15 protein-coding genes are annotated in these 19,139 nt (G+C 74.5%); 2 read left to right on the forward strand and 13 right to left on the reverse strand.

What is annotated here, in order from left to right; genetic code table 11:
* Nucleotides 1-89 precede the first annotated feature (89 nt).
* The 10 genes from ACSUPT_RS05890 to ACSUPT_RS05935 all read right to left on the reverse strand — a co-directional run bounded on the left by ACSUPT_RS05890 (nucleotide 90) and on the right by ACSUPT_RS05935 (nucleotide 12,298).
* Nucleotides 90-1,430: an ABC transporter substrate-binding protein gene (locus tag ACSUPT_RS05890; protein WP_399217437.1), complete on the reverse strand. Its 1,341-nt coding sequence runs from the start codon at nucleotides 1,428-1,430 to the stop codon at nucleotides 90-92.
* 240 nt (nucleotides 1,431-1,670) lie between these two features.
* On the reverse strand, nucleotides 1,671-3,248 hold the full coding sequence (locus ACSUPT_RS05895; RefSeq protein WP_436943606.1) for a family 43 glycosylhydrolase: 1,578 nt from the start codon (nucleotides 3,246-3,248) through the stop codon (nucleotides 1,671-1,673).
* Nucleotides 3,245-4,078: a PmoA family protein gene (locus ACSUPT_RS05900; RefSeq protein ID WP_365728685.1), complete on the reverse strand. Its 834-nt coding sequence runs from the start codon at nucleotides 4,076-4,078 to the stop codon at nucleotides 3,245-3,247. Before ACSUPT_RS05900 ends, ACSUPT_RS05895 begins: the two co-directional genes overlap by 4 nt.
* On the reverse strand, nucleotides 4,075-5,328 hold the full coding sequence (locus ACSUPT_RS05905; RefSeq protein WP_436943607.1) for a Gfo/Idh/MocA family protein: 1,254 nt from the start codon (nucleotides 5,326-5,328) through the stop codon (nucleotides 4,075-4,077). Before ACSUPT_RS05905 ends, ACSUPT_RS05900 begins: the two co-directional genes overlap by 4 nt.
* 4 nt (nucleotides 5,329-5,332) lie before the next feature.
* The gene (locus ACSUPT_RS05910) at nucleotides 5,333-6,247 is read right to left on the reverse strand and encodes a carbohydrate ABC transporter permease (RefSeq protein ID WP_351965443.1); all 915 of its coding nucleotides are present in this window, start codon (nucleotides 6,245-6,247) and stop codon (nucleotides 5,333-5,335) included.
* Nucleotides 6,244-7,176 carry a carbohydrate ABC transporter permease gene (locus tag ACSUPT_RS05915; RefSeq protein WP_351965442.1) on the reverse strand — a complete coding sequence of 311 codons (933 nt, stop codon included), beginning with the start codon at nucleotides 7,174-7,176 and terminating at the stop codon, nucleotides 6,244-6,246. Before ACSUPT_RS05915 ends, ACSUPT_RS05910 begins: the two co-directional genes overlap by 4 nt.
* 183 nt (nucleotides 7,177-7,359) lie before the next feature.
* On the reverse strand, nucleotides 7,360-9,192 hold the full coding sequence (gene araD / locus ACSUPT_RS05920) for an L-arabinonate dehydratase (RefSeq protein WP_351965441.1): 1,833 nt from the start codon (nucleotides 9,190-9,192) through the stop codon (nucleotides 7,360-7,362).
* Entirely contained in the window at nucleotides 9,189-10,091 is a 903-nt protein-coding gene (locus ACSUPT_RS05925) for a dihydrodipicolinate synthase family protein (protein ID WP_351965440.1), read from the reverse strand. Before ACSUPT_RS05925 ends, araD begins: the two co-directional genes overlap by 4 nt.
* Before the next feature lie 94 nt (nucleotides 10,092-10,185).
* The gene (locus ACSUPT_RS05930) at nucleotides 10,186-10,890 is read right to left on the reverse strand and encodes a GntR family transcriptional regulator (RefSeq protein WP_361657967.1); all 705 of its coding nucleotides are present in this window, start codon (nucleotides 10,888-10,890) and stop codon (nucleotides 10,186-10,188) included.
* Between the two features lie 208 nt (nucleotides 10,891-11,098).
* Nucleotides 11,099-12,298, reverse strand: a complete 1,200-nt coding sequence (locus ACSUPT_RS05935; RefSeq protein ID WP_436946175.1) for a hypothetical protein — start codon at nucleotides 12,296-12,298, stop codon at nucleotides 11,099-11,101.
* Between the two features lie 254 nt (nucleotides 12,299-12,552).
* On the opposite strand from ACSUPT_RS05935, the gene ACSUPT_RS05940 reads away from it, so the two are divergent.
* The gene (locus ACSUPT_RS05940) at nucleotides 12,553-13,371 is read left to right on the forward strand and encodes an NAD-dependent epimerase/dehydratase family protein (protein WP_436943610.1); all 819 of its coding nucleotides are present in this window, start codon (nucleotides 12,553-12,555) and stop codon (nucleotides 13,369-13,371) included.
* 295 nt (nucleotides 13,372-13,666) lie between these two features.
* Here the strand turns inward: ACSUPT_RS05940 and ACSUPT_RS05945 are convergent, their stop codons facing one another.
* Nucleotides 13,667-14,653, reverse strand: a complete 987-nt coding sequence (locus tag ACSUPT_RS05945; RefSeq protein ID WP_351965437.1) for an AraC family transcriptional regulator — start codon at nucleotides 14,651-14,653, stop codon at nucleotides 13,667-13,669.
* A 118-nt stretch (nucleotides 14,654-14,771) separates the two neighbouring features.
* On the opposite strand from ACSUPT_RS05945, the gene ACSUPT_RS05950 reads away from it, so the two are divergent.
* Entirely contained in the window at nucleotides 14,772-15,995 is a 1,224-nt protein-coding gene (locus ACSUPT_RS05950) for a TerD family protein (protein ID WP_351965524.1), read from the forward strand.
* Nucleotides 15,996-16,055: 60 nt separating this feature from the next.
* Here the strand turns inward: ACSUPT_RS05950 and ACSUPT_RS05955 are convergent, their stop codons facing one another.
* Nucleotides 16,056-17,444: an alkaline phosphatase PhoX gene (locus ACSUPT_RS05955; RefSeq protein WP_351965436.1), complete on the reverse strand. Its 1,389-nt coding sequence runs from the start codon at nucleotides 17,442-17,444 to the stop codon at nucleotides 16,056-16,058.
* Between the two features lie 117 nt (nucleotides 17,445-17,561).
* Entirely contained in the window at nucleotides 17,562-19,019 is a 1,458-nt protein-coding gene (locus tag ACSUPT_RS05960; RefSeq protein WP_436943612.1) for a hypothetical protein, read from the reverse strand.
* Nucleotides 19,020-19,139 lie beyond the last annotated feature (120 nt).

A 19,139-nucleotide genomic window follows, 5' to 3' on the forward strand; every position in this document is an offset into this window, starting at 1 on the left:
CCGCGCCGGAGGGGCGAGGGGGACGGGCCGGAGGGTGTGGCCGGCGGCGGGGCGCGACCCGGACCGCCGCCGGCCGGTCCACGGGGGCGTCAGCCCTTCTTGAGCTGCTCGTTCCACTCGGCCTGGGCCTCGTTGAGCTGCTTGGCGAGGGTGTCCAGGAACTCCTTGGGGGTCATCGCGCCCAGCAGCACCTTCTGGAAGTTCGGCTCGTTCTCCGACTTGCTGATCTTGTTCCAGTCGGGCAGGTAGTACGGCAGCTGGACGATCCTGGTGGAGCCGTCGGTGAGGGCCTGCGCGCCGAGCTTGGTGGCCTGCGCCTTCTCCAGCCACGGGTCCTTCGCCGCCTCCGTGTTGGCGGGGATGGCGCCCGCCGACTCGTTCCACTTGCTGTTCGCGGCGCGGGAGGCCGCGAACTCGATGAACTTCCACGCGGCGGCCTTGTTCCGGCTGGTGCGGAAGAGGCCCAGGCCGTCGACCGGGTTGGACACCTGGACGCGGACGCCTCCGGGGCCGACCGGGTTCGGTATGCCGGCGAACTTGTCGGTGCCCAGGGCCTTCACGTGGTCCGTGTAGGAGCCCAGGTTGTGGTTCATCATGGCGATGGAGCCCGAGTCGAACTGGGCGTTCATCTTCTTGAAGTCGTTGTTGACGTCCGCCTCGGGCGTGGCCTTCTTGTACAGGCCGACGTACTTCTCCAGCGCGGCGACGTTCTTCGGGTCGTTGACGGTCGTCTTGCCGCCGTTCCAGAACTCGGTGATGCCCGACTGGCCGTACACCGCGTCCAGGGCCTGGGCGATGGAGCCGGCGCCGCCGCGGATCGTGTAGCCGAACTTGTTGTTCCTGGCGTCGGTCAGCTTCTCCGCCGCCGTGTAGAACGCCTCCCAGGTGGTGGGCGCCTTCAGCCCGGCCGCCTTGAACAGGTCGGTCCGGTAGTAGAGAACGCCGTTGCTGGCCGAGGTCGGCACCGAGTACATCTCGTCGCCGCGCCCGCCGGCCGACTTGACCGACTCCACCATGCCGGGCACGAGTCTGCCCTTGAGCGACGAGCCCTCAATGCGCTCCCCGACCGGGTCGAGGGCGTTCTGCGCCACCATGTTCGCCAGGTAGGCCGCGCCGACGCCGCCCACGTCGGGCAGACCGCCGCCCGCGATCGCCGTGTCGTACTTCGACTGGACGTCCTCGCTGGGTATCGGGACGTACTTGACCTTGATGCCGGGGTTCTTCGCCTCGAAGTCCTTGATGATCTCCTGCCAGACGGCGGTCCTGACCCCGCCGTTGTTGTCCCAGAAGGTGATCGTGCCCGTGCCCGAGCCCTCGGCGCCGGTGCCGCCGCTGCCGTCGTCGCCGCAGGCGGTCGCGGTGAGGGCGAGGGTGGCGGTCAGGGCGACGGCGGTGGCCGCGCGTCCTCTGAGGCTTCTGGAGATGGTCATGTCGTCGGCTCTCTTTCGCTGTGCGGGTCGTGGGGAGGATGTCCTTCGGGTGATGCGGGTGGTGCGCGTGGTGCTGGCGGTGCCGGGTTGGCGCCGGTGGTGCGGTGGTGCGGTGGTGCCGGTGGTGCCGGTGGTGATGCGCGGGGCTCGCGGTGATGCGCGGGGCGTGGGTTGCTGCGCGGGGCTCGGGCGCTGGCGCGCGCCGGGCGCGGGGGTACGCGTACGGCGCCGGCCGCTCCGTCAGATGGCGCGGAAGCCGGTGAAGGAGGCGGTCCCGCCGCTCCCCCGCCCCGGCGGCGCCGCGGCGAACAGGCCGAGCAGCGCGCCGACCCACCGCCAGGGGGTCGCGGCGAACACGGGGCCCGACGCCCGCCACCCGTCCCCCGTGTCGGCCTCGAACCGGCAGCGCGCGCCGGCCGACACCGAGACCCGCAGCCGTGCCCGCCCCTCCGGTGCTGGCCGGGGCGGGGCGGCGTCCCGTTCCGCCTCCGCCACGGGCTCCGCGAACCGGTGCACGAGCCGTACGGACCCGTCGGCGCCGCGCTCCAGACCGATCCAGGAGAACGCGTCGCCCAGGACGACGAGCCCGGCCCGCGCCCCCGGCTCGGCGCTCTCCAGCGTCAGCCCCACCTCGGCGGTGAACGTCTCGGCGGGCAGCCGCTGCGTCAGGACGTGCGGCAGCAGCCGCAGGTCGTGGACGTCCGGGGTGCGCACGCAGCTCATGCGCAGCCCGTCGCCGCCGTGCTCGGCGGTCCAGCCGGGCCGGGGGTTCGCGGTCCACTGCCACTGCGGGCCGAACCGGCCGCCGGGGAAGGAGTCGTCGACCGCGGGCGCCGCCGGGGGCTGCTCGGGCGCGGCCGGCTTGCGGTGGCGCGGGACCGGCCGCCCCCGGTCGCCGATGACCGGCCACCCCTCGTCGTCCCACGCCATGGGCTGGAGGTGGACGACCCTGCCGTACGGGCCGCGGGCCTGGAAGTGCAGGAACCAGTCCTCGCCCGCCGGGGTGCGCACCCAGCCGCCCTGGTGCGGGCCGTTGACGTCGGTGCCGTCCTGGGCGAGGACGATCCGCTCCTCGTACGGGCCGGAGAACTCCCGCGCCCGGAAGGCGCCCTGCCAGCCGGTCTCCACGCCCCCGGCGGGCGCGAGGATCCAGAACCAGCCGTCGTGCCGGTACAGCTTGGGTCCCTCGATGGTGAACCAGCCGGGGATGCGGTCGCCGTCCACGAGGATCCGGCCCTCGTCGAGCAGGGCGCGGCCGTCGCGGCTCATCCGGTGGCCGGTCAGCCGGTTCTTCACCCCGGACCTGGACCGGGCCCAGGCGTGCACGAGGTACGCCTCGCCGGTCTCCTCGTCCCACAGGGGGCACGGGTCGATCAGGCCCTTGCCGGGCTTCAGCAGGTGCGGCGCGGTCCACGGGCCGCCGATGTCCTCGGCGCTGATCTGGTGGATCCCGTGGTCGGGGTCGCCCCAGAAGATCCAGAACCGCCCGTCGGCGTGACGCAGACTGGGCGCCCACACCCCGCGGTCGTGGCGGGACGCGGCGAACTCGGCGGCGGGCTCCAGGCGTTCGAGGGCGTGGCCGACGAGGGTCCAGTTGACCAGGTCGCGGGAGTGCAGCAGCGGCAGGCCGGGGGCGCGGCCGAAGCTGGAGGCGGTGAGGTAGAAGTCGCCGCCGACCGCGATGACGTCGGGGTCGGACCAGTCGCCGGCCAGGACCGGGTTGCGGTAGGTGCCGTCGCCCTGGTCGGCGCGGTGGACGCGGGGCGCCGCGGGACGGACGGGGCTCGTGGCGGCCGGTGCGGGTGCGGACCGGCTCATGACAGCGCCTTCCGTACGAGCGCGGCCGCCGCCGCCCGGTCGAGGCGGCCGTCGGCGACGACGGTGACGACGCGGCGTACGACGGTCCCGCCGGGGGGCACGGGCAGCCGCCGCGCCCAGGCGAGGGACGAGCCGACGCCCGGGTACTCGCCGGTGCGGACGAACCACGGGTCGCGGCGGGTGCCGGCGGTCGCCCCGGCGAAGACGAGGGTCCACTCCCGCCCGCGCAGGGCCAGCCAGTCGGCGGCCTCGCCGTGGACGGCGTCCTCGCCCTCGGCGCCCGCGGTGAACACGTCCGGCGGGCCGGGCTCCTTGGGGGCCCGCCAGAAGAAGCCCCCGTAGCCGGCGCCGGGGCGGCCGTTGGTGGCCGGTGAGCCGATGGACAGCTCCTGGCCGCCGGGGTTGGTGAGCGCGAAGGTGAGGTCGAGCGCCCAGGCGTCGTCGGTGAGCGGGGTCGCGGCGACGGTACGGCACTCGCGCAGCAGGACCGTGCCGCCGGACGTCCAGGCGAGGTCCTCGACGAAGCCGTCCGGGTCGCGCAGCTTGAAGCCGGTGTGGCGCTGCTCGCCGTGGTTGTCCAGTTCGGTGGGTCCCCGGTCGCGGACGAAGGTGCGACCGCCCCAGAAGTTCCGTCCGGCCACATCGGGCACGGCGACGGACACGCCGAGGTGGTGGAGGTGGTCGGCGGGGCGCTCCTCGGTGACGGGGACGCCGGCGAGGGTGGTGACGGGGTGGAGGTAGGGGCGCGGGGAGAGCCGGGCCGGCAGGCCGGCCGGGTGGACGTAGTGGCCGACGGGGCGTCCGGCGCAGCGCAGTACCAGGGGCGTCATCGGGCGGTCGCCTCCAGCTCGGAGAAGAGGGAGAGGGTCTCGGCGCTCGTGTGGACCAGGTGGTCGACGCCCTTGACGATCCGCCGCCGCGATCCGCCGGGGGTGTCTCGCGCGTACCAGTCGGCTGCGGGGAGGGCGCGGGGCTCGGGTGCCGTGCGGACGGCTTCGACGACCCGCATGAAGGCGCCGGTCCGGTCGGGCGGCACGAGCAGTTCGTCGCCGTCCACGATGTGGTGGACCAGGTTCTCCAGCAGGTCGGTGCGGCCGTGCTCGGTCTCGACGGGGCCGTGTCCGGCGCGCTGGAGGAGGACGCGGTCCTGCTTGTACCAGAAGGTGATCCGGCCGTGGCGGCCGTGGACGAGGACGTACGGCTCCCCGGGCTCCTCGGCGCAGAGGGTGACCGCGGTGGTGACGCGGGTGCCGCGGGCGGTGGTGACGCGCAGGCAGGAGGTGTCGTCGGACTCGATGTCGTTGGCGCGGGCCAGCTCCAGTTCGAGGTCCGCGACGTCCTCGGCGAACGGGCTGCCGTCGAGGGCGAGGGCGGTGGCGACGGCGTGGGCGAGCGGGTTGGTGAGGACCCCGTCGACCACGTCGGTGCCGTTCAGGCGGCGCTTGCCCGCCCACGGGGAGCGCCGGAAGTACGCCTCGTCGCGGGCCCACGCCCCGGCGGCGCCGATGCCGGTGACCTCCCCGATGGCGCCGTCGGCGACCAGGCCGGCGATGGCGGTCAGGGCGTGCGAGCCGAGCGACTGGAAGCCGATCTGGCAGGCGGTGCCCGCGAGGCGCACCCCGTCGGTCAGGCGGCGGTACTCCGCGAAGGACGGCGCGGGCGGCTTCTCCAGCAGGACGTGGACGCCGCGCCGGGCGGCGGTGAGCGCCAGGTCGGTGTGGGTGTCGATGGGGGTGCAGACGACGGCGATCCGGGCGCCGGTCGCGTCGAGGAGGGCGCCGAAGTCGTCGGACTGGGCGACGGGCCCGCCGGGGGTGCGCCCGGACGGGGAGAGGCCGGTGCCGGGCCCGCCGGGCGTGCCGGAGGACGGGGCGGGGCTGTCGGAGCCGTACAGCTCGGAGGGGTCGAGCGGGGTCAGCTCGCAGACGCCCACGAGCCGTACGAGGCCGGCGTCGGAGAGGCGGCGGATGTTGCGCAGGTGCCAGCGGCCGTGGCCGCGGGCCCCGGCGAGGACGACGGGGACGGGCGTGGCCGGGGGTGAGGGCAGGGACAGGGGCTCGGGCAGCGGTCCGTGGTTCATCCGGTCACCCCTTCACCGCGCCGGCGCTGAAGCCGGTGATCAGCCACTTCTGGATGAACGCGAAGACGATCACCACGGGGACGGCGGCGATGACGCCGCCCGCGGCCAGCGCGCCCAGGTCGACGCTGTCGGCGCCGATCAGGGTGTTGAGGCCGACGGGGATCGTCTGCTTGTCCTGCTCGCTGAGGAACATCAGGGCGAAGAGGAAGTGGTTCCAGCTGTGCACGAAGGCGAAGGAGCCGACGGCGATGAGGCCGGGGCGCAGCAGCGGCAGGACGACGGCGCGGAAGGCGCGGAAGCGGGAGCAGCCGTCGACCCAGGCGGCCTCCTCCAGGGAGACGGGGACGTTCTTGATGAATCCGCTGATCAGGATGATGGACAGGGGAAGCTGGAAGACGGTCTCCGCGATGACGACACTGCCCAGCGAGTTGATCATCTGGAGGTTGCGGAAGATCTCGAACAGCGGGACCAGCATCAGCGCGCCCGGGATGAACTGGGAGCACAGCAGCGCCAGCATGAAGCCGTTCTTGATGCGGAAGTCGAAGCGGGCCAGCGCGTAGCCGCCGGCGAGGGCGACGACGGTGGTGGCGACGAGCGTGGCGACGCCGACGAGCATGCTGTTCTGGAAGAAGACGCCGAAGCTGCGCTCGTTCCAGACCTTCTCGAAGTGCTCGGTGGTGACGGGCCAGGGCACCAGCGAGGTGGAGCCCGCCGGCCGGACCGCGAACAGCAGCATCCAGTAGAACGGGACGAGCGTGAACAGCAGGTAGAGGGCGAGGGGCAGGTATATCTGCCAGCGCGGTACGTCGTCGAAGGCGCGTTCCCGCCGGGTGCGGCGGCGCGGGGCGGCGGGAGGCGCCGGGGTGGCGTGGGCGGACACGGGCGCGGGGGTGCCCTTCTCCGCGAGTGCGGCGGTCATCGGCGGTCGCCTCCGAACTTGCTCAGGCGCAGATAGAGGATCGAGCAGAAGAGGAGGATCACGAACGCGACGGTGGTCAGCGCCGAGGCGTAACCGAAGTCGTGGCCCTCGATGCCGGTGTTCGCGATCATGAGGGGCAGGGTGGTGGTGACGCCGGCCGGGCCGCCGCCGGTGAGGGTGTAGAGCAGGTCGACGTTGTTGAACTCCCACACGGCGCGCAGCAGCGTGGAGAGGATGATGGCGTCCTTGAGGTGCGGCAGGGTGATGTGGAGGAACTGCCGCATCCGGCCGGCGCCGTCGACGGAGGCCGCCTCGTAGAGGTCCTTCGGGATGGACTGGAGGTCGGCGAGGATGAGGATCGCGAAGAAGGGGACGCCGCGCCACAGTTCGGCGAGGACGGCCGCCCAGAAGACGGTGCCCGTGTCGGACAGCACGGACGTGCCGTACGTGCCGACGCCGACGTCGGCGAGGTAGCGGCTCAGGCCGGTGGACGGGTTGTAGAGCAGCATCCAGATCGTCGTGGTGAGCACCCCGGAGACGGCCCACGGCGAGAAGACCAGAGCGCGGGCGATGCCGCGGCCGACGAACGTCTGGTTGACCAGCAGGGCCAGGACGAGTCCGAGGGCGAGCTGGAGGCCCACCTGGACGACGACCCACTTGGCGCTGAAGGCGAGCGTGGACCAGAAGAGCGGGTCCTCGGTGAAGGCGCGGGTGAAGTTGTCGAAGCCCGCGTAGCCGTTCTTCCAGGGCTTGGTGACGTTGTAGTGCTGGAGGCTGTAGTAGAAGACGCTGAGCACGGGGTAGGCGATGAAGCCGAGCATCAGCAGACCGGCGGGCGCGATCAGCAGATACGGCAGGCGACGTGGCTCGGCCCCCGTGCGGCGCCGACCGGCCCTGGGTTGCCTCGCCACGGCTGCGGCTTGGGCCATGACATGTCTCCGTTCATCGTGCGGGGTGGGGGTGGTCGTGCTGGCGTGGCCGGGAGGCGGCCGCGGGGTCGAGGGCGGGGCCTGCGGGGGCCGGCGGGCCGGGCCGGAGGCGGGAGGCGACCGGGCCGCCCGGGGCGGTAAGCGCTTTCTCGCTGGGCGTGCGACGCCCCGGGCGGGCCGCGCTCAGCCCGCGTACGGCTCCGGTACGGTCCCAGGCCTGGCCAGGAACGCGAAGTCGCAGCCCTTGTCCGCCTGGGTGATCTGCTCCTGGTACAGCGCGCCGTAGCCCCGCTCGTACGGGTGGACCGGCGGCGTCCACGCGGCGCGCCGCCGCGCCAGCTCCTCGTCGCTCACATGGAGGTGGAGCGACCGGGCGTCGACGTCGAGGGTGATGAGGTCACCGCTCTCCACGAGCGCGAGCGGCCCGCCGACGTACGACTCGGGCGCGACGTGGAGCACGCACATGCCGTAACTGGTGCCGCTCATCCGGGCATCGGAGATCCGCACCATGTCCCGCACGCCCTGCTTGAGCAGGTAGTCGGGGAGGGGCAGCATCCCGTACTCGGGCATGCCGGGCCCGCCCTTGGGGCCGGCGTTGCGCAGGACGAGGACGTGGTCGGGGGTGATGCCGAGCGCCGGGTCGTTGATGGTGCGCTGCATCGTGCGGTAGTCGTCGAACACGACGGCGGGCCCGGTGTGGCGGCGCAGGTGCTGCTCGGCGGCGATGTGCTTGACGACGGCGCCGTCCGGGCAGAGGTTGCCGCGCAGCACGGCGAGGCCGCCCTCCTCCGCGAGCGGCTTCTCGCGGGGGCGGATCACCTCCGGGTTGTGGACGAGGGCGCCGGCGAGCTGCTCGCGCAGGGTGGCGTGGGCGACGGTCGGCCGGTCCAGGTGCAGCAGGTCGGTCAGCTGCGCGAGGAAGCCGGGCAGGCCGCCCGCGAAGTGGAAGTCCTCCATCAGGTACTGCCCGCCGGGGCGGAGGTTCGCCAGGACCGGGACCGTGCGGGCGATCCGGTCGAAGTCGTCCAGCGTGAGCCGCACCCCGGAGCGGCCCGCCATGGCGATCAGGTGGATGACCGCGTTGGTGGAGCCGCCCAGCCCGAGGACGGTGGTGACGGCGTCCTCGTACGCCTCGCGCGTCAGGATGCGCGAGAGCCGCAGGTCCTGCCGTACGAGCTCGACGATCCGCAGTCCGGCTGCCGCGGCCATCCGGTCGTGGCCCGAGTCGACGGCGGGGATGGAGGAGGCGCCGGGCATGGTCACGCCGAGCGCCTCGGCGGCGGCGGTCAGCGTGGACGCGGTGCCCATGGTCATGCAGTGGCCGGGCGAACGGGCGAGGCCGCTCTCCAGTTCGGCCATCTCGCAGTCGCCGATGAGCCCGGCCCGCTTGTCGTCCCAGTACTTCCACATGTCGGTGCCGGAGCCCAGCACCTCGCCCCGCCAGTGGCCCGGCAGCATCGGCCCGGCCGGGACGAACACGGCCGGCAGGTCCGCCGACGCGGCGCCCATGAGGAGGGCGGGCGTGGACTTGTCGCAGCCGCCCATCAGGACGGCGCCGTCGACCGGGTAGGACCGCAGCAGCTCCTCGGTCTCCATGGCGAGGAGGTTCCGGTAGAGCATCGGGGTCGGCTTCTGGAAGGTCTCGCTGAGCGTGGAGACCGGGAACTCCAGCGGGAAGCCGCCCGCCTGCCACACCCCGCGCTTCACGGCCTGGGCGCGGTCGCGGAGGTGGACGTGGCAGGGGTTGATGTCGGACCAGGTGTTGAGGATCGCGATGACCGGCTTGCCCAGGTGCTCCTCGGGGAGGTAGCCGAGCTGCCGGGTGCGGGCGCGGTGGCTGAACGAGCGCAGCCCCGAGGCGACGCCGCTGCCGTACCACTGGTGGCTGCGGAGGGTCCGCGCGGCGGGCGCTCCGGCGGGCTCCGGGGCGGGCGCCCCGGCGGTGGCCGCGGGGGCCTGCGGGTCCTGTGCGGCCGGGGTGCCGGGCCCGGCGGGCCGGGTTCCTTCGGTGCTCACGCGTCCCACTCCTTGACCATCTCGGCGATCTCCGCGCGGCGCGGCTCGGGCAGCAGCCGGCTCGGCGGACGGACGTCGCGGCGGCACAGGCCGAGCGCGGCCAGGGCCTCCTTGACGACGCTGACGTTGTTCGCCGCCTGGTCGGCGGCCCGCAGGTCCTCGAAGCGCCGGACCCGCTCCCACACCTCCAGGGCGGCCGGGTAGTCGCCGCCGCGCAGCGCCCGCAGCATGGCCAGGGAGATCCCCGGCGCGACGTTGACCAGACCGGAGGTGAAGCCGGTCGCGCCCATCGCCCAGTACGAGGGGGCGTACGGCTCCGCGAGACCGGCGATCCACACGAACCGGTCGAGCCCCGCGTCCCGGGCGACGGCGCCGAAGCGGGCCGCGTCGGGGACCGCGTACTTGACGCCGATGACGTTCGGGCACAGCTCGCCGAGGCGGGCGATGGACGCGCCGTCGATGAGCGGATTGCGGATGTAGGGGACGACGCCCAGTTCGGGGACGGCGTCGGCGATCTCGCGGTGGTAGTCGACCCAGCCGTCGCGCGAGACGTACGGGTGGACGGGCTGGTGGACCATGACCATGCCGGCGCCCGCGTCGCGGGCGTGCCGGGCGGCGGCCGTGGCGGTCGGCACATCGTGTCCCACACCGACCAGGACGGCGGCGCGGTCGCCGGTCTCCGCCACGGTGATCTCCGTGACGAGGCGGCGCTCGTCGGGCGTGAGGGTGTAGAACTCGCCGGTGTTGCCGTTCGGGGTCACGGCCCGTACGCCGCCGTCGAGCAGCCGGCGCAGGAGGGCGCGATACGTGTCCCGGTCGACACCGCCGTCGGCGTCGAACGGGGTCACGGGGATCGCGACGACATCCGCGAGCGCCGCCCTCAGCGATGAGTGGTCCATGCGTACCGGCCTTTCTCTGACTGTCACGGGTGCGGGGCGGTCCCGGTTCACCGCCGCCCGCCGGTGCGGGGGCGGCGGCGCCGGGCCGGGGGTACTACGGGTGGCGCGGCAGGGCGGCGGGCGGCGCCGCGGGGTCCGGGGCGGCGGCGTCCGCCGCGGCCCCGGCCCCCTCGGGGAAGGCCCGCTGGACGAACCGGGCGATGTGCTCGTGCACGGCGCGGGCGGCGCCCTCGGCGTCCCCGGCCAGGGCGAGGCGGAGGATCTCGCGGTGCTCGTCGGCCTCGCGCCGCCACGACGGGTCGGCGCTCCAGGCGACGGTGGACACCAGCGCGGCCTGGTCGCGGACCTCGTCGAGCATCCGGGCCAGCAGCGGGTTGCCGCACGGCAGATACAGCGCGCGGTGGAACTCCCGGTTGGCGAGGGACCGTTCGGCCTGGTCGGCGGCCTCGTCGGCGCGGACCAGCGCCTGCCCGGCCTCGTCGAGCGAGGCGCGGCGCGCGATGGTGCGGCGCACCGCCTCGGGCTCCAGCAGCAGCCGCACGTCGTAGACCTCGCGCGCCATGGCGGCGTCGACGGTGCGCACGGTGACGCCCTTGTACTGGCTCATGACGACGAGGCCGGTGCCGGCCAGCGTCTTGAGCGCCTCCCGTACGGGCGTCTTCGACACCCCGAAGCGCGCCGCCAGTTCGGTCTCCACCAGGGCGCGGCCGGGCGGCAGCTGACCGGTGAGGATGGCGTGCTTGATCTCCTCCAGCACGTACTGGGTGCGGGAGGGCACGGGACTGGGAGCGAAGGTCATCCGGGGTCTCATATCTCGCGTATCGCGTCTCATATATGACGTACGAAGTACGACGGCGATGAACGTAAGACGGGGTCAGGGATTCGTCAACGCTTCTGACAAAACTCGTCCGAACGGTTTTCGCGCGCCTCCGGGCCCCTTCCGGGCATGCCTGAGCGCCCCTGGTCGCCGGGCGACCGGGGCGCGGGGGCACCGATATGACGGGGCGTCAGCCCAGGGTGCGCAGTGCGGCGGCCACCGCCTCCAGATCGGCGCCGGAGGCGAGGCCCGCGTGGTAGAGGCGCAGTTCGGTGGCGCCGAGCGCGGCGGCGTGCGCGGCGTCCTCGGCGAGCCTCCCGGGCGCGCCGCCCATGCCCTCGACCACGGTGAAGTTGGCCGCCAGGGTGGTGCCGGGGCGCGTGTGCGGGGCGAACGGGGGCAGTACGGCCCCGGCGGCGCCGCCCGTGCAGGGCAGCACCACCCCGTCGGCCACACCCAGGATGTGCGCGGGGTCCACGCCCGGATTGGCGCCGGTGCGGTACGGGACGGGGTCGGCGTGCAGCAGGACGCGGAACCCCGGCGGGGCGGCCGCCCGGACCGCCGCGACGGCGTCCTCCTGGAGGGCGCGGGCGGCCCGGGTGCGCCAGGCGAGGGTCGCCTCGGCGAGCGGGGCGCCCAGCAGTTCCGCGACGCCGGCCCAGCCCGCGCCGTACGGCCCGTCGGCCGCGCCCGTCCCGCCCGCGCCCGCCCACAGGGGCTCCAGCGCGGCCCGCACGGCGGCGGCCAGCCCGTCCGGGTCGGCGCCCTCACCGGCGTACCCCGCGCGGCAGGTCCCGCAGAAGCAGAGCGACATCAGGTACTGCGCGGCGTCCCCGAGGGCCACGCCGCCGGTCTTGTCGTGGGCGTGCAGATGCGCCAGGCCGTACCAGCCGCACGACTCCAGTTCGGTGCCGCGCGCTCCGGGGCGTACGGCGGCCTCCGCGGCCAGGTCGGTGAGGTAGGCGCGTACCTCGGGGCGGGCGACGCACGGCGCCCACGGGTAGCGGTCGCCGTGGGCGTTGACGACGGACGTGCCGGGATGCTCGGCGCCCAGGCGGCTGTTGTGCGCCAGCACCACCCAGCTGTGCACCTCCAGGCCGGCGGCCTCCAGGGCCTTCGCGGCCGCGCCGAACGCGTCGCCCGGCGCCCAGTCGCCGGCCGGGTACGGGCGCGGGGCGCGGCCGGCCCAGCGGGCGGGGTCCGGCGGGTAGAGCACGGCGGCGTACTCGGCGGTGACGATCCGGTGGCGCGGGTGGCGGGGCGTCAGGGCGCGGGTGGAGTGGTACGCGGACGCCAGCGTGACCTGCCGGACGCCGAGCGCGGCGACGCGCCGGGCGGCGTCCGGGTCGCCGTTGACGTCCCAGGGGTAGAGGAAGGCGGACGCCGTCAGGCCGCGGGGGCGTCCGGGGGGCGGAGGTGGGGTCACGGGGGCTCCCTGAGCAGGACCGTCGAAGGGTTCAGCCGGCGCACGCTGCTACGGGCGGCCGTCCATGTCTCTGAACCCGGCGCACGCTAAGCCAGCCCTCGGGAGCCGGTCAAGGCGTAAAACCGCAGACCGCAGCGGCACTTGACGGTCCGGGACACCCTCCCTAGCGTGTCCACGCATGTGAATGCCGTCCATGTATCCAACAAGGAGCCCCGCTGATGCCCGCTGCCCGCACCGTCCTGCTGACCGGCGCCGCCGGCGGCCTCGGCACCCTGATGCGGGGACTGCTTCCCGACTACGGGTACGCGCTGCGCCTGCTCGACATGGTCCCCGTCGAGGGCGCCCCCGACGCGGTCACCGCCGATATCGGCGACCCCGCGGACGAGGCCGCGCTGCGCGAGGCGGTCCGGGGCGTGGACGCGATCGTCCACCTCGCGGGCATCTCCCTGGAGGCGCCCTTCGACCGCATCCTGCGGGCCAACATCGAGGGCACGTACCGCCTGTACGAGGCGGCGCGCGAGGCGGGCGTCCGCCGGGTCGTCTTCGCCTCCAGCAACCACGCGGTCGGCTTCACCCCGCGCCCCCGCGACGGGGACCCGCTGGTCCCGGTCGGCACGCCGCACCGCCCGGACACGTTCTACGGGCTGTCCAAGTGCTTCGGCGAGGACCTGGCACAGCTGTACTGGGACCGGCACGGCATCGAGACCGTCTCCGTGCGGATCGGCTCCTGCTTCCCCGAGCCGACGTCCGTGCGGATGCTGTCCCTGTGGCTCAGCCCCGGTGACGCCGCCCGCCTCTTCCACGCGGCGCTCACCGCGGAGGGCGTCGGCCACACGGTCGTGTACGGGTCGTCCGCCAACACCCGCCTGTGGTGGGACCTGTCGTCGGCGCGCGCGCTGGGATACGAGCCGCGGGACGACTCGGAGCCGTACGCGCGCAAGCTCATCGCCGAGCAGGGCGCGCTGGACGACGCGAACCCGGACCACGCCGGCCTGGGCGGCCACTTCTGCACCACTCCGACCATGTGGCCTCACTGACGGGGCTCGGACGGCGGAGGGGGAGGAAGGCACAGGCCCGGCCCGATCTCACGGGGGGCGACCCGGGCCGGGCCTGTGCGGGGACGCGCGTATCCACGGGGGACGGATACGTCCGCGTCACAAAGCGACACTAAAGCCGACTCAAACGATCACTTATCCGGGGAGCGCGGCGCCCTGTCCGCCGAACGCGGCGCACCGCGGCACGAGGAAGCACGCCCCGGCGCACGCACCCGCGCGCGTGGGATTCCGCGGGGGTGCGCCGCTCACACCCGCCGGGTGGCGGGGCGTGAGCCGTTCACGCCCGGCCCGGCGGCGGGGCGTGCAGGGTCTGCGACGGCGTCTCGCCGAACCGGTCCCGGTACCGCGCGGCGAACCGCCCCAGGTGGGTGAAGCCCCAGCGCCACGCCACCTCGCTGACGGTCAGCCCCCCGCCGGGCTCCGCGTCCCGCAGCTCGTCGCGGACCCGCGCCAGCCGTACGTCGCGGACGTACCCCATCGGGGTCGTGCCGACATGCGCGCGGAACGACTCCTGCAGCCGCCGGGTGCTCACCCGCGCGAGACCGGCCAGCTCCGTCGCGGTGAACGGATGCTCCGGCCGCTCGCGCACCGCGTCCATGACCCGCTTCACCGGCGCGGGCCGCAGGGCGCGGGCCGGCTCGGCGAGCTCGTCGCGGTACGGGTGCGAGGCGGCCAGCAGCAGTCCGGAGAGCAGCGCGTCCTTCAGCGGCGCGGCGACCAGCGGGTGCTGGGCCAGGCCCGCCGGGTCGGCCGCCTCGCGCGCCAGGCGCCGTACCAGCGCCGCCCAGTCGCGGCCCGCCCCGCGCGCCACGTCCAGCGTCGGCTCCAGGACGAGCGCGTGGGACGGGGTGCGGCCCAGCAGCTCCTCCAGCCTGCGCCGCAGCGCGGCCGTCTCCACCTTGACGGCGATGACCCGGCAGTCCCCCGCCCAGCGGTCGACCACGACGGGCCCGGCCGGGTTCAGCACCGTGGCCCGCTCCGGTGTGCCGACCAGCGGGGCGCCGCAGCCCTGCCGCAGCTCCAGCCGTCCGCTGAGCGGCACGTTCACGTGGTACGCGCCGAGGTCGCCGAAGCGCATCCGCACATCGGCGCCGCACCGCATGTCCCCCACGACGAGCGGCCCGAGGCGGACCGTCTCGAAACGCGCGTCGAACCGCCGCGCCTGCCCTTCGGCGACGTCCATGAAGGTGGCGTAGAAGCGCTCGCCGATCTCCCGGCGCGCCTCCTCCACGTCCCCCGTGCGAAAAATGGTCCCTGCAGTCACGGGGCGAGAGAATATGCCTCCCGCATCTGCGCACCGTGACCGCCGGGTCCGTGACCCGGCCGGCGGAAGGTAAGGGAACGGCAAAGCGGACTCGATCGTTACGGCAGTCATGACAGCTATGACCCCCGGCTCGAACATCCCCCTGTCCGCCGCGCGTGTGGAGGTGGACGTCTCCGCCCCCGTGCGGCTCGACGTCTCGGGCCTGCTGCTCACCGCCCAGGGCAAGGTCCGCTCCGACGACGACTTCATCTTCTACAACCAGCCTTCGGGCCCCGGTGTCGGCTACCGCTCCGGCGGCGGCACGGCGCCCGACGCGATCACGGTGGACACGGCGGCGGTGCCCGCCGACATCGAGCGGATCGTGGTCACCGCGAGCCCGGACGCCGCGGGCCAGACGTTCCAGGGCATCGAGCCGACGGCGACGGTCCGCGACGCCGCGACGGGCGCGGTCCTCGCCACGTTCACCCCGCCGCGGCTCGGCCAGGAGACGGCGCTCCTCGTGATGGAGGTCTACCGGCGGGGCGACGCGTGGAAGGCGCGCGCGGTGGGCCAGGGGTATGCGAACGGCCTCGCGGGCATCGCGACCGACTTCGGGGTGACCGTCGAGGAGCCCGCCGCCGCTCCCCCGGCCGCCCAGGCCCCGGCGGCCCCGCCCGCTCCCCCCGCCCCGCCGGCCGCCGAGCCCGCGCGCGCCCGTGCCGGCGCCGCCCCCGCGGCGCCCTCGGCCCCGGCGCCCGCCGCGCCCCCGGCCGCTCCGGGGACCGGGAAGATCAACCTGGACAAGGGCCGGGTGAGCCTCCAGAAGAACCAGACGGTGTCGCTGGTCAAGGGCGGCCGCCCGCTGCTGTCGCAGGTCAAGATGGGCCTCGGCTGGGAGCCCGCCTACCGGGGCAAGGACATCGACCTCGACGCCTCCGTCATCGCGTACGGCCCGCAGCGCAACCATCTGGACAGCTGCTACTTCGGCAAGCTGACCATCCTGGGCGGCGCCATCCGCCACTCCGGCGACAATCTGACGGGCGAGGGCGCGGGCGACGACGAGGTGATCACGGTGGACCTGGGCCGGCTGCCCGCGGAGGCGACGGGCCTGGTCTTCACGGTGAACTCGTTCTCCGGGCAGAAGTTCACCCAGGTCGCGAAGGCGTACTGCCGGCTGCTGGACGGGGCGACGGGCGAGGAGCTGGTCCGCTTCGACCTGACGAGCGCCGAGCCGCAGACCGGCGTCATGATGTGCAAGCTGATCCGGCAGTTCTCCGGCGAGTGGGAGATGACCGCGATGGGCTCCTTCGCCAAGGCCCGCACGGTCCGCGAGATGGTCCGCCCGGCGGCGGCCGCCCTGTAGGACCCTCCCCGCGCGAAGGCCCCGCCCCGGCGGGCGGGTCGGGGCCTTCGCCGACCGGGCTCAGCGCCGGGGCGCGCGGTGCCAGGGGCCGGTGATGGCGAGCAGCAGACCGGGCTTCTGGATGTTGGCGTACAGCGTCCGCCCGTCCGGGGAGAAGACGACACCGGCGAACTCGGAGTCGTTGAGGTCGTTGCGGGCGATCGGGTAGGTCCGCCCGGAGTCCGTCGCGCCGAAGAGGTGCTGGACGCCTTCGCCGTCCTCGGCGATGACCAGCCCGCCGTACGGCGAGACGGTGATGTTGTCGGGCCCGTCGAGCGCGCCGTCCTCGTCGGGGGCGGCGTTGACGCCGAGCAGCACCTTGAGGGTGAGGGTGCGGCGCTTGGGGTCGTAGAACCAGACCTGCCCGTCATGCGGGGTGCCGGGGCTCTCCTCACGGGCGTACGAGGAGACGATGTACGCGCCGCCGTCCGCCCACCACATGCCCTCCAGCTTCCGGCCGCGCGTCACGTCGCCCTCGCCGAACTGCTCGCGCACCGGGACGGTGCGGGCGTCGCGGTCCGGGACGTCCACCCAGTCCACGCCGTACACGGTGCCGATGCGGGTGGCGCGCGACAGGTCGTCCACGAACCGGCCGCCCGCGTCGAAGCAGCGCGGGGCCTGGAGGACGCCCGCGTCGTCGGCGAGGGTGCGCAGCCGGCCCCGGCCGTGCCGGAAGCCCTCCGGCGGGACCCACCGGTAGAACAGGCCGTTGGGCGAGGAGTCGTCCTCGGTCAGGTAGGCGTGGCCGCGCCGCGGGTCGATGACGACGGCCTCGTGGTCGAACCGGCCGAACGCCTTGACGGGCTTCGGGTCGCGGTTGGCGCGCCGGTCGTGCGGGTCGACCTCGAAGACGTAGCCGTGGTCCTTGGTCATGCCGTTCTCGCCGGCGCGGTCGGAGTTCTCCTCGCAGGTCAGCCAGGTGCCCCAGGAGGTGGCGCCGCCCGCGCAGTTGGTGGACGTGCCGGCGATGCCGACCCATTCGGCGGTGCGGCCGTCGCGGTGCACCTCCACGACGGTGCAGCCGCCGGCCGCGGCGGGGTCGTAGACCAGGCCGTCGGCGAGCGGCACGGGGTGCTTCCAGCCGGCGCGCGGGCCCTTCAGTTCGTGGTTGTTGACGAGCAGGGTGACGCCGCGCGCGCCGGGGAAGGCCGCCGTGCCGTCGTGCCGCTCCGGCGTGAACTCGCCGCTCTCCAGGCGGGTGACACCGCTGTGGGTGAGCACCCGGTACGAGAAGCCGGCGGGCAGGGCGAGCAGCCCGGCCGGGTCGTCCAGCAGCGGCCCGTACCCGCGCGTCCCGTCCCGCTCCGGCGGCGCGGCGACGGCACCGGGCGCGGTGGCGAGGGCGCCGACCGTTCCGGTGAGGGCGAGGGCGGTGCCGGTGGCGGCGAACTCTCTACGGCTGAGCGGCATGTGGGCTCCTGTGTGGACGGCATCCGGGGCGCCCCCCAAGGTGCACCCGCCCCTTGAACCCCCGGCAAACACCAGGCGACCAGCGGCCTCCCCGCGCGGGTCGCCCGCCGGGCGGGGTCAGGCGCGCGAGCGGGCCTTGAACGCCGCCTTCCGCGCCTCCTTCGCCACCCGCCGGTCCCTGTGCAGCCGCCCCATCGCCTCCAGCACCTCCGGCGTGGCCGGATGCTCCACCCGCCACGCCTCGGCGAAGAAGCCGCCGTGGCGCCCCGTCAGACCCTCCACCAGGTCCTGGAGCTCCTCCAGGTCCCCGTCCGCGTCCAGCTGCGCGGCGATCGTGTCGATGGCCAGCCAGAAGATCATCGCCTCGGGCGGCGGCGGCACGTCCGCCGCGCCCCGCTCGGCGAGCCACACCCGCGCCAGCCCGCCCAGCTCCGGGTCGTCCAGCACCTCCCGTACGGCCACTTCGGCCTCCGCGCCCACCAGGGCCAGCGCCTGCTGGCAGTGGAGGCGGCGCAGCGGCGACCCGGCGTCGGCGCCCTTCGCCGCGGCGAGCAGTTCGCGCGCGGCGGCGACCGGTTCGCGGCCGGCGAGCCACTGCTCGGTCTCGGCCCGCGCCGCGGCCTGCGGGAAACCGCCGACCGCGGCGAGCAGTTCGGCGGCGTCCCGCTCCGCGAGGTCCCCGACCGCCGGGGCGTCGATCCCGGCCTCCAGCAGCCGGCTGCGGACGCCGTACAGGCCGAGCGGGGTGAGCCGCACCATCCCGTACCGGGCGACGTCGTCCTCGTCCAGCTCGGCGGGCGCCGGCTCGTCGGGCGCCTCCTCGGTCATCAGCGCCTCGTCGACGGGCCGGTACTCGACCAGGCCCATCGGCTCCAGCACCCGGAACTGGTCGTCGAGGCGCATCATCGCCCGTGACACCTGCTCCAGTACGTCGTCGGTGGGCTCGCCCATGTCGTCGGGGACGATGACGGACGCGGCGAGCGCGGGCAGCGGCACCGGGCCTTCGCCGGGACCGCCCTCGGAGACGGTCAGCAGGTAGAGGTTGGCCAGCACCTCGTCGAGGAGGCGGGCCTCCGCCTCCGGGTCCCAGCCCAGCGCGTCGAAGTCGATCCGCCCGTCCGGTCCGGCCGCGGCCTCCAGCGCCGCCGGGTCGTCCAGTACGGGCGCGGCGGCGTCGGCGACCACGGTCTCCAGGCCGTCCAGCCAGAGGGCGAGCACATCGCGCGGCCCGCCGCGGGTCACCAGCGGCAGGGCCTCGCCCGCCGTGACGGCGGCCCTCTCCCCGGCGCCGTCCGGCTCGTCGCGCACCTCCACGAGGCCCGTGTCGACGGCGACCCGCCACGCCTCGCTCGCGTAGGCCTCGCCGTCCTCGTCCGCCGCCAGTCCCAGCGCCTCGGCGGCCCCGGCCAGTTGCGCGTCGACGAGCTCGCCGCCCGCGCCGACCCTGGTCTCCGGGCCGGCCCAGCGGGCGAGCCGGACGGCCCGCGCCAGTACCGGGGCGGCCAGCGCGGCCCGGGCCAGTTCGGCGTCCGGCCGGAGCCGTACCGGCGGCAGGGTCGGGCGGTCTGCGGGCATCGGCGGCAACTCCTCGGGGCGGGCGGCGGTGCGGGTCCAGGCCGCGCGCCGGCGGTGCGGGTCCAGGCCGACCCCAGCGTAGACGCACGGGGAGGCGTGCCGGGTGTTCACGCGAGCGAC

The organism is Streptomyces sp. SudanB25_2051 (assembly GCF_964272635.1).
Taxonomy (GTDB): domain Bacteria; phylum Actinomycetota; class Actinomycetes; order Streptomycetales; family Streptomycetaceae; genus Streptomyces.

Coding starts and splice junctions, on each gene's coding strand:
- ACSUPT_RS05895 (WP_436943606.1), bottom strand. CDS start 3,248: ATGAGCCGGTCCGCACCCGCACCGGCCGCCACGAGCCCCGTCCGTCCC.
- ACSUPT_RS05890 (WP_399217437.1), bottom strand. CDS start 1,430: ATGACCATCTCCAGAAGCCTCAGAGGACGCGCGGCCACCGCCGTCGCC.
- ACSUPT_RS05950 (WP_351965524.1), top strand. CDS start 14,772: ATGACCCCCGGCTCGAACATCCCCCTGTCCGCCGCGCGTGTGGAGGTG.
- ACSUPT_RS05905 (WP_436943607.1), bottom strand. CDS start 5,328: ATGAACCACGGACCGCTGCCCGAGCCCCTGTCCCTGCCCTCACCCCCG.
- ACSUPT_RS05900 (WP_365728685.1), bottom strand. CDS start 4,078: ATGACGCCCCTGGTACTGCGCTGCGCCGGACGCCCCGTCGGCCACTAC.
- ACSUPT_RS05925 (WP_351965440.1), bottom strand. CDS start 10,091: ATGGACCACTCATCGCTGAGGGCGGCGCTCGCGGATGTCGTCGCGATC.
- ACSUPT_RS05940 (WP_436943610.1), top strand. CDS start 12,553: ATGCCCGCTGCCCGCACCGTCCTGCTGACCGGCGCCGCCGGCGGCCTC.
- ACSUPT_RS05915 (WP_351965442.1), bottom strand. CDS start 7,176: ATGGCCCAAGCCGCAGCCGTGGCGAGGCAACCCAGGGCCGGTCGGCGC.
- ACSUPT_RS05960 (WP_436943612.1), bottom strand. CDS start 19,019: ATGCCCGCAGACCGCCCGACCCTGCCGCCGGTACGGCTCCGGCCGGAC.
- ACSUPT_RS05955 (WP_351965436.1), bottom strand. CDS start 17,444: ATGCCGCTCAGCCGTAGAGAGTTCGCCGCCACCGGCACCGCCCTCGCC.
- ACSUPT_RS05910 (WP_351965443.1), bottom strand. CDS start 6,247: ATGACCGCCGCACTCGCGGAGAAGGGCACCCCCGCGCCCGTGTCCGCC.
- ACSUPT_RS05930 (WP_361657967.1), bottom strand. CDS start 10,890: ATGACCTTCGCTCCCAGTCCCGTGCCCTCCCGCACCCAGTACGTGCTG.